The 9,183-nt window shown below is 69.0% G+C and carries 8 protein-coding genes; 5 read left to right on the top strand and 3 right to left on the bottom strand.

The genetic code is table 11. From position 1 onward, the window contains the following. Window positions 1-187 precede the first annotated feature (187 nt). Together CG716_RS29275 and CG716_RS29270 are read left to right on the top strand one after the other, a co-directional pair. The gene (locus tag CG716_RS29275) at window positions 188-1,879 is read left to right on the top strand and encodes a hypothetical protein (RefSeq protein ID WP_094484649.1); all 1,692 of its coding nucleotides are present in this window, start codon (window positions 188-190) and stop codon (window positions 1,877-1,879) included. Then, on the top strand, window positions 1,870-3,213 hold the full coding sequence (locus CG716_RS29270) for a CHAT domain-containing protein (protein ID WP_094484648.1): 1,344 nt from the start codon (window positions 1,870-1,872) through the stop codon (window positions 3,211-3,213). Before CG716_RS29275 ends, CG716_RS29270 begins: the two co-directional genes overlap by 10 nt. A gap of 5 nt (window positions 3,214-3,218) precedes the next feature. Here CG716_RS29270 and CG716_RS30570 read toward each other — a convergent pair whose 3' ends face one another. Continuing rightward, entirely contained in the window at window positions 3,219-3,878 is a 660-nt protein-coding gene (locus CG716_RS30570) for a hypothetical protein (RefSeq protein WP_207760818.1), read from the bottom strand. A 66-nt stretch (window positions 3,879-3,944) separates the two neighbouring features. Between CG716_RS30570 and CG716_RS29260 the strand changes: the two genes are divergently transcribed. Further along, a complete protein-coding gene (locus tag CG716_RS29260) occupies window positions 3,945-5,264 on the top strand; it encodes a hypothetical protein (RefSeq protein WP_094484647.1) in 1,320 nt (439 codons plus the stop codon). Beyond that, window positions 5,261-6,388 carry a hypothetical protein gene (locus CG716_RS29255; RefSeq protein WP_094484646.1) on the top strand — a complete coding sequence of 376 codons (1,128 nt, stop codon included), beginning with the start codon at window positions 5,261-5,263 and terminating at the stop codon, window positions 6,386-6,388. Before CG716_RS29260 ends, CG716_RS29255 begins: the two co-directional genes overlap by 4 nt. Window positions 6,389-6,393: 5 nt before the next feature. Here CG716_RS29255 and speB read toward each other — a convergent pair whose 3' ends face one another. Beyond that, on the bottom strand, window positions 6,394-7,392 hold the full coding sequence (gene speB / locus CG716_RS29250) for an agmatinase (RefSeq protein WP_094484650.1): 999 nt from the start codon (window positions 7,390-7,392) through the stop codon (window positions 6,394-6,396). Between the two features lie 141 nt (window positions 7,393-7,533). Here speB and CG716_RS29245 point away from each other — a divergent pair, with 141 nt between their 5' ends. After that, entirely contained in the window at window positions 7,534-7,932 is a 399-nt protein-coding gene (locus CG716_RS29245) for a nuclear transport factor 2 family protein (RefSeq protein WP_094484645.1), read from the top strand. A gap of 4 nt (window positions 7,933-7,936) precedes the next feature. Here the strand turns inward: CG716_RS29245 and CG716_RS29240 are convergent, their stop codons facing one another. After that, window positions 7,937-9,061 carry a GGDEF domain-containing protein gene (locus tag CG716_RS29240; RefSeq protein ID WP_094484644.1) on the bottom strand — a complete coding sequence of 375 codons (1,125 nt, stop codon included), beginning with the start codon at window positions 9,059-9,061 and terminating at the stop codon, window positions 7,937-7,939. Between the last annotated feature and the right edge of the window lie 122 nt (window positions 9,062-9,183).

The raw sequence follows: 9,183 nt of genomic DNA, 5'->3' as shown, positions 1-9,183 counted from the left end.
CAGTACGTCCGGGACTACTTTGAGTTGCGGGCCGCCAAAACCCGTGAGGATGGGGCGGGGGGGGGACCAGGGGCGGGGGGGCGGGAGGGGCCAGCCGCGCGGGCGGCCGGGCGGGGGGGGGGGCAGGTGCCTTGCTCGGCCGCCGTCTCGCCGTCGCCACAGGGGTCCGCCGACCTATGATCCAGCCGTGTCCATTCTCGGCGAGCTGCAGCGGGCCCGCGAATTGGCCTTGGCCGCCAAGGAAGAGGCGGCCAAGGATCTTCTGCTGTCGCTCATGCCGGAGATCGAGCGCGACGATCGCGACGATCTGGCGCTCGAGGTCTTCGCTCAGCTCGGCGAAATCTATCTCACCCGAACGGCATACGACGGTGCCCAGGAGTCCCTGCAGCGCACGACGGACTGCCTGGCAAAGTACTCCCAGCTCGCCACCACAACCCTCGAGATCGACCACATGATCGCCCGCTACGCCATGCGGGCCCGGTTCCTGCGCACCGGCCTCGCCGCGGCCGCAGGCGCCCACGAGGAAGCCGCACGTGAACTCGCCGGCCTGCGCGACGACGACGCCGGAATCCGGTTCGCCGACCTGGTGGCCGAACAGCGCCACCTGTCGACCTTGGCCGGCGTGCTGTGCGCGACGGCGCTGTGCGACGACGATCTACACGTGCCGGCGGCGACGCTCTGGCAGAACATCATTCCCATCGTCGACGGACTCACCGGCGGCACCGACGACGCCGACCAGCTGCTGGTCGCCGCCGGTCTTGCGTATGGCCGGTTCTGCGTCGAGACCGGGCGGCTGGCCGAGGGGGAGCAGTGGCTGCATCGGGCGGGCGCCAGGGCGCAGCGCCGGGGGTGGGAATTGTACTGGGCGAGAGCCGAACTCGAGACCGCGGCGGCCACTTGGATGCGGGGTGATCACGTATCCACCGAGCGATTGGTCTTGTCGGCGTACCCGGTGATCGCCGAGCACTTGCGCGCCCACGACGTCGCCCGTTGCTGGTTGTACTTCGGGCTCACCCGCTTGGGAATCGGCTGGCTGAAGGAGGCCGACGAGTCCTGGGGCCACGCCGAAACCCAATGGCGAGAGCTGGGTCGCCCCCTCTACATCCATCGGATCTTGTTGCAGCGCAGTTGGATCTCGGTGTTCCGGGGGCAATTCACCGAAGCGGTCGAACGGGTCGCCGAGGCGCGTGAATTCCTGGACAACTGGCCGCGGTCGAGTTGGCTGCAGTACGCCCGGCTCGACGACCACCTCGGCTCGATCTGGCGCGCCGACGCTCTGGCCGACCTGAACTTCGACGGCATCGGCGATCCTTCGGACAGCTGGCAGCAGATCCAGGAACGCGAGGTGGCCTCGGCCGGTGTCACCCGGTTCGAGAGCGGAAGCGAACGCCACCGCAGTGCGTGCAAAAAGCTGGAGAAGGCCGCGGAACTCAAGATTCCCGCAGCCCTGGCCGTCGACTCCGTGCGCTACGCCATGACCGATGCCGACGCACGATGGCGATGGGCCTCCCAGGTCTCGGCACGCATGCTGGCCGGCGCCTTCTCGGTGGCATGGGAGTGGGAGAACGACGCACTTCTCAGTGAACTGATCGAATACCATTGCGCACGTGGCACTTTTGCCAATGAGCCGCACGGGGAGGCCGGCGGGTGGGACGCCCCGGCCACCGTGACGGTTCCCGTGGAAACTGTGGACGAGGAAGCATTGGCGGCCGGCGGATACTCGGTCGACGCACTGACACTGACGACACTGGGGCCGCTTCCACCGCTGCAGATGGACCCCGGCGGCGCGCCTATCCTGGCGCACTACCGGCTGCTGGCGCAGAACCGCTACGGCCAGGCCGTCACGTCCGGTAGCCCGGCCTGGTCGACATGGCCATGACGACACTGGTACTGCGCTTCGCCGACGTCGGGGTGGCGACGTACGCCAGCTTGCGCGTCGTCGGCCAGGCCGATCGCACCGTGACCTGGGTGGTGCACGAGCCGATCGTGCTGGCCGCGCTTGAGGAACTTCAGAGCGGGTTGCCCGACCCCGATGGCGATGAAAGCCTCACCGACGCGCTCGACCGAGCCCTGACCCGCGGACCGTTCGCGACGACTCTCGGCGAGTTGACCCTCGCCTACATCCTCGGCGTGTTGCTGATATCCGCGCCGGCCTGGGAGCTGCTCTCGGAGTGTGTCGCCGACCCGAGGCCCGTGCTCTTCATTTCACCGAGTGCACGGCTGGCTCGTATCCCATGGGGCCTGCTGGCGGTCCCGCTGACCGGCCCGAGCCCCGAGGAGCTGGTCGCCGCACGGAAGTCGGCCATCACGTTCAAGGGGACCAACGCAGCGCGGATCCCGTGGCAGCTCGTCGACATCGACAGCGCCACAGAGGGTTTCCGGCTCATGGAGATGGCCGACGTGGTGATGGCGGTACCCCCCAATATCGTGCACGCGCCGCGCACGCCGGCACGTTGGCACGAACGGCGCTACGCCCCAGTGCTTCTCGTAATGGACCCGCGAGTACCGGGCCAGCGGCCGGACTCCCCACTGGGTTCGGTGCTGGGCCGGCCGTCAAGCGAGAGCACGCTGTCACGCCACTTCGACGACCTGCGCGCACACCGTCCGGTGCTGCCTGAGGTCGACACCGCGGTGGACCTGTTCCGTCGCAGCGACGCCGACCGGAGCTGGCTGGCGGCCCTCCTGGAGCGCGCCCCGAGCCGGCTGCTGTTCGTCGGTCACGCCAGCGCCGCCGACCGTGCGCACGGCTATGCCGATCGCGCTGCGCTGCATCTGGCATGCACCTCCGCGGTGGACGGCGCCGCCGAGCCGGTCGGGGACCATCGCCCGCTGCTGGCCGCCGACCTGATGTCCGCCCAGCTGCCGGCGCCACCCCGGGTGGCGCTGCTGGCCTGCGGCTCCGGTGGCGACTATCAGTTCGACGAGGCGACCGGCCTGGTCGCCGCGATGGTCCTCTGCGGGAGCGAGCTGGTGACCGCAACGCTGTGGTCGCTGCCCACGACCGCCGGATACCGCCGATTCACGGCGCGCACCGAGGATCCGATGGCCCAGGTCGTCATCGCCGTCGACGACGCGCACGAGACCGACGACGCGGTGTTGAGCCTGAATCGCTGGCAGCGTGAGCAGATGCGCCGCTGGCGCGACGGTGATGACACGGCCAGCCCGCTGTACTGGGCTGCGCTGGTCACGTTCACGGTCGGGGGCGCGCGGTGAAAGCCTCAGACCGGGGGAAGGCACACGGCGATGGCAGATTCGTCGTCTGGCAGGTAGTAGGTGTCGACGATGCTGCCGGGGGAGACCTTGGTCAGCGCGACCTCGGGCACCAAGGTGGTATTGCGGGCGGGGAACTGACCGCCGCCGGGGCGGGTGACCATCAGGTCCAGTTCGACCTCGCGGTAGTCGGCACGCTCGCGGCCGGTGGGCCGCATCCCGGTCACCACACCGCGCGAGCGGGTGCCGAACCGCATGAGATCCAGCTGGTCGCGGGTGAGCACGCCCTTGCCCAGCAGCGTGCGATCGACGGTCGCGCGTACGGCGATCGCGTCGTCGGCCAGTGCGAGCTGGTTGCGGCTGGCCGGATCGAACGACACCAGCACGATCACCCCCGGGCGCAGAGCGGACACCACCGGATCGCCGTGGCCGTGGCACAGTCGTCCGGTGAAGCGCTGGCCGGCAACACTTTCCACCTCGACGACAATGACCGGGTCGTCGGCGTCGGCCACCACCTGTACGGTGCCCACGCCGATCGATCGCGGGCAGCGAGCCCGGCGTTGGCGTGTCTTTCGCGGCGGCTGACCCGCCAGGCCGGCGCCGACGATGACCGAGGCGAGTGCGATGAGGGAGACGACGGCGATGGCGCCCAGCAGTGCATCAGACATGGTCAGCAGAGTGCCTACCGTCACCGGCTACCGAACCCAACTTCGCGCTGCCCTTATCCTGTCCGGATGAGCGCCGGCTCGGACACGGTCACCGCCGTCGGCACGTCGCAGCCGCGGCGGGCGGTGATCGACCGTGCGTGGCGGGCGCTCGGGGCCGGGGTGGAAATTCTCAGCGGTGACGACGGCGGGCCGTTGCGGCGCACGGTGAAACGAATCATCGACCCGCTCGTCCTGCGGCTGCGCAGCAACCCGGCGTATTCCGCCCCGTTCGTCGATGCCGACGTCGCGGGGCAGATCGTCGACCTGATCGTGGGCCACACCGAACGGCTGCGCTGGACCGCGGCGTGGTTTGAGCTGATGAAACTCGAACGGCGACGGCTGCGCATTACCACCGGCAACGCGCAGGACCTGTACTTCCCAGTCTGTTTCGAACTGGCGGTGACTCACGGAGCCCCGGGCGGCAGTGGCCTGCAGACGGCGACGGCTGCGTTGCGCGCGGTGCACGACGACCGTGACCGCACCGCCGTCGAAGTGCTCAATCAGCATCTGGCTTCGCCGCAGGTGCTGGCGCGACTCTCGGCCCAACTGCACCGCAGCTGGGCCGATGTGCGCGCCGACACCAGCATGAGCGGGCCGTTTCTGGCCGGCCTGAGCACGGTGCTGGGCCCGGCCGAGGGGCATCGCGCCACAGTCGCCCGCCAGCGGGTGTGGTCGGCGCTGATCGCCGACGCGACCCCGCACAATCTGGGTGCCCAGGCCCGCACCGAACCCACGGTGCTGCCGTGGTCGATCCTCGACCTCGGCCTCACCTCGACGTTGCCGCTGCTGGCGCCCCCGTTGTCCGGCGGGTCCGACCGGGACCGGCCGCTGGACCGCAGCGTGGTGGACCGCGTCCGTGCGACCCTGCGCCGCGCGCTGGATCGTGACGAACTGCCCGATGTCCCACTGCTGTGCGCCGAAGAGGTCGACCGCGCCTGTGCGCCTTGGGGTTTCCTCGGCGAAGACAAACAGGCTGCGCTCGTTGCCGGCATCGAGGTGGCCGGCCAGCTGACTCCGCTCGACGAGCGCGCGGCGAGCGGGTATCAGTTGGCGACCACGATCCAGGCCCGGTTGCGCAAAGAGGCCTACGTGCTGCACGCACGGCGCGTGCTGGCCGGGACGGAGCCGCTTCATCCACGACAGCGCCAGGTCATTGACGACCTGTCCTCCTTCGCCCGGCCATATCTGAACCGGCTGTGGGCCCGGCTGCACGGCCGCGACGTCTGGCAGGAGCCCTGCGATGATGTCGACGATCTGCGAACACTGTTGGAGGGCGTCGCCCGTTCGGTGAGCCTCGATCACCGGCAACGGATCAAGTCGATGCTGGAAGTCCAGGTGGCCCAATGAGATTGGTTGCCGACTCCGGGTTGTGGCGGATGGGGCCAGCAATCGCCGATGTGCCGCTGGCCGCAGTGCTGGAGGTCGACGGCGCGGTACTGGCGTGGACGGTCGACGAGCCCGCATCAGACAATGCACAGATCACCCTCACCGATACCGGCCGGACTGACTGGCTGTGGCGGGTGCTCGGCGAGCCCGGGCACCGCGCGGTGGCCGACGCCGCGCTGCCTTCGCCGGATCACGATGCGGGCGTGGATCTTTCGGGCGTTGAGGTACGTCCTGGCGCGCTCGACAATCTGCGACGGCTGGCGCTGGGCCATTGGCTGCGGCGGTGGTGGCCGGCCAGCGTCCGCGACGGCATCGCAGGCCTGGACACCGCGCTGCTGGACGCCGAGATCGCGCTGCTGACAGCCGAAGCCGAGGATTTCGTGGGAGAGGACACCCTCGACGCCGACATCGGCGCACTGCTGGCCCCGCACGCGCCGGCATTCACCATGCACCTGGTCCTCGGCGATCCGCGGGTGGTGGACTTGGTAGACAGATGTGTGGAGTTGGCCCAGGACGTGGGCGTCGACGGCCCGGGCTGGGCCGAGCTGGCCGAGGCCGTCGAGAACCGGACAGCGTCACCGACCTCCGCGCACCGAGACGACTACGCACTGGCCGCAGGCGCCGACACTGGACCGTTGCCGGCCGGGGTGATCGCCCGGGGTGCGGCCTCGGTGGCCTGGTCCGGGGTTCCCGGTTCGGTGTTCGACGCCGCCGAGGACACGATCAGCTGGGCGGTGGCGGCCGACGGCGATCATGTGAGCGCGGTGCTGCACGTCGCGGCCCTGGGCCCCGGATCGCCGGCCGGCATCCCGGTCGAGTTGCGGTGCAACGGGTTCACCGCCAGTGGCGTTCTCAACGAATCAGGCCGGGCGGCAATGGAACTCCGCGACACGACGAACCAGCCGGTGACGGCCACGGCGGCGTGGGACCAGGACTGGGAGAGCACCACGGTCACGGTCGGGGCGCCGACCGTCGAACCCGCGGAAGCGCGGGAGCGAGCCCGGCGATTCGCGCGGCAGCGGCTGGCCGCGCCGGGATCCGACGCATATCTGGCGGAGATCCTGGCCGCCGAGTCCGAGTACTGAGACGCCTAGGTGGCCAGCGGGGACGGCGGCCCCGGTTTGACGTTCGCCGCGTCGCGGCGGCGTGCCGCCATCCCGGCGAGCGCCTCGAACACCACGCGGTGCGCGGCGTTGACGGTCAGCTCGGCATGGTCGTAGGCCGGGGCGACCTCGACCACGTCGACGCCGACAACGTCGTGCTCGTAACACAGCTGCCGCACCATGCGCAGCAGATCGGCGCTGGTGATCCCGCCCGGCTCCGGGGTGCCCGTACCCGGCGCGTGGGCCGGGTCGAGAACGTCGATATCGACTGATACATAGAGCTTTTCAGCCTTGGCGAGGGCTTCGCTGACGGCCCGCCGCATGACTTCTTTGAAGCCCAGATCCCAGATCTGTTGCATCGTGTGCCAAGTCATGCCCTGTTCTTGCATCCATTCGAAGGTGTCCTGCGGGGGCCAATAGCCGCGCAAGCCGACCTGGACGAAATGTGTTCCCGGCACTGCGCCGGACTCGATCAACCGACGCATCGGGGTGCCGTGGCTGGCGAGGTTGCCGTCGATGATGTCGGCGGTGTCGGCGTGGGCATCGAAGTGCACGATCCCGACATTGCCGTAGCCGTGCACATCGGCGACCGCGGTGGCAGACGGCCAGGTGATCGAGTGGTCACCGCCGAGGACCACCGGGACGATGCCGCGGGACGCGATGGTGTGCACCCGCTCGCGGATGTTGGCGTGCGACACCTCGGTGGACCCGTGCGGGCAGTGTGCGTCGCCGAAGTCGACGACCTCCAGCCAATCGAAGATCTCCAGCCCGAGATCCATGTGATAGGTCCCGGGTTCGTACGCGGTGGCCCGGATCGCCCGCGGACCGAACCGGGCGCCGGGGCGGTTCGTGGTGGCGATGTCGAACGGCGCCCCGACGATCGCCACGTCCGGCTTCCAGCTGTCCAGCTGCTCAGGCTCGGTCAGGAATGGGCGCTGCCCGAACGAGACCAGCCCCGAATAGGGCAGATCCAGTTGCTCGGCCATACCGGGTGGCAGTTCACGCTCGGGCTTGTGGTTGTGGCCGGAACTCATCGCCCAGACATTACCGCCGGGATCGGCTCGACGTGGTTCACCTTCGTGCACTTCGCGTTAGCCTCGACAGCAGGGTGTTGGACAGGAGGGGACATGGTGGAAGTCGGCGGCCGCGCGGAGATCGCGCGCGCCTTCGCCCAGCACCGGTTCGCCGACGCTCTGCCGCACCTGGCCCGTGACGTTCAGTGGACGATCGTGGGCTACTCGGTGCTCGAGGGCGCCGACGCGGTGGCCGCGACGTGCCGCGAGACCGCCGGTGGTCTCGCGGCAACCGTGGCGACGTGGGACCGGTGCCTGACTGTCGAACAGGACGACACCGTCGTCGTCGAGGTGCTGGGCCGATACCAGCGGCCCGACGGCGTCACCATCGTCTCGAGTTGCCACATCTGCCAATTCACCGGCGGCGAAATCGCGTCGATCACGTCATACGGCGTGGAGATCGATCCGGATTCTCCTGCCGCACCCGCCGATATCCACCACGCGACGCGCTGACCAATCACAGCAGCGGGGTGTCGTACCCGTCGCTCTCGTCGTCGGTGATGCTCAGGTTCGGGCGCACCACATAGCGGGCCTGGTTGCCGCCGGCCCGGCGCGCCTCGTACATCGCCGTGGTGGCCAGCGCGACGACCTCATCGAGGACCTCGTTGGGCGGGTGCTCCACGAGGGGACGCAGCGGTGTGCTGACCACCCCGATGCTGGCCGTCATCCCGGACGGAGTCGCCGCGATCGCCCCGCGGATGCGCTCGACGAGGGGCGAAGAATCCGGGGTGGTGAAACAGTCGGCGACAAAGAACTCGGCCTCGCCGACGTGGCCCACGATCGCGTCGCGCCGCACGGTTTCCCGCAGGGCCTGTCCGGCCGAAATCCGCGCCCGATTGCCACCGCGGTTGCCGGCCACACTGACCATCGCCGCGAAGCTGTCGATGTTGACCACCGCGATCACCAGATAGCGGTCATCGTCGCGGTTGCGAGAGGCCAGCAGTGTCGCGGTCTGGAGATAAAAGGCGTCACGGTTGAGCAGCCCCGTCAACGGTTCGACCGCATCGGCCCCGTCCTCGGCGCCGGACAGCCAGACCACCAGCCGGCACGAGAAGGCGGCGAACGCGAACAGCAGCAACATCAATGCGATGCTGGCCAGCGCAAGGGGAACGTCCACCTTGATCATCCGGGAACCCAGATACACCAGCGTGCAGACGGCGACGGTGAAGATCGTCGCTAACAGCCGCGGGCCGTGAAACAGAGCCGTGTAGCCGATGATCAACGCGAACGACGACGAGCCGAGCACCCCGTACATGGGTACCGCCGGGATGATCGTGCCGATCGGAATGGCCACCGCCGCGATGGCGACCAGCAATGCCGACTCGGTCCTGGTCGGCCAACGGTGCCGCAGCCAGATGAAGGTCGAGACGAAACAGAGGACGGCCACCGCCATCAGCAGCCCTCGGCCGATTCCCCACTGGAACCTTGCCGAACTGAAGACCGTCCCCAAGGTGATAAGACCAAGGATGAACACAGACCCCGCGATCACCCGGGAGGTGTACGTCTGTGCGCCACGGGCAGCCAGCAACGCCGTCAGGGTGTAGTACTGGTTCGCGGGACGGCCAGAGAACGCCGATCGCATCAACCCACCCCTCCTTTGCCGCCCCGATTACGCACCCGCGCCAGCCACGGTCTCAATGTTTGCCATGCGGTGCCGGATAACGCGCCTAGCGGACGCGTTCTGCACTGGCCACCCCCCGGTTT

It is taken from the genome of Mycolicibacterium sphagni, assembly GCF_002250655.1.
Classification (GTDB): Bacteria; Actinomycetota; Actinomycetes; order Mycobacteriales; family Mycobacteriaceae; genus Mycobacterium; species Mycobacterium sphagni.
Note: the sequence above shows the minus strand (reverse complement) of the source record. Positions and strands in the feature narration are given on the sequence as shown.

Coding starts and splice junctions, on each gene's coding strand:
- CG716_RS29240 (WP_094484644.1), bottom strand. CDS start 9,061: ATGCGATCGGCGTTCTCTGGCCGTCCCGCGAACCAGTACTACACCCTG.
- CG716_RS30570 (WP_207760818.1), bottom strand. CDS start 3,878: ATGTCTGATGCACTGCTGGGCGCCATCGCCGTCGTCTCCCTCATCGCA.
- CG716_RS29260 (WP_094484647.1), top strand. CDS start 3,945: ATGAGCGCCGGCTCGGACACGGTCACCGCCGTCGGCACGTCGCAGCCG.
- CG716_RS29245 (WP_094484645.1), top strand. CDS start 7,534: ATGGTGGAAGTCGGCGGCCGCGCGGAGATCGCGCGCGCCTTCGCCCAG.
- CG716_RS29255 (WP_094484646.1), top strand. CDS start 5,261: ATGAGATTGGTTGCCGACTCCGGGTTGTGGCGGATGGGGCCAGCAATC.
- CG716_RS29270 (WP_094484648.1), top strand. CDS start 1,870: ATGGCCATGACGACACTGGTACTGCGCTTCGCCGACGTCGGGGTGGCG.
- speB (WP_094484650.1), bottom strand. CDS start 7,392: ATGGCCGAGCAACTGGATCTGCCCTATTCGGGGCTGGTCTCGTTCGGG.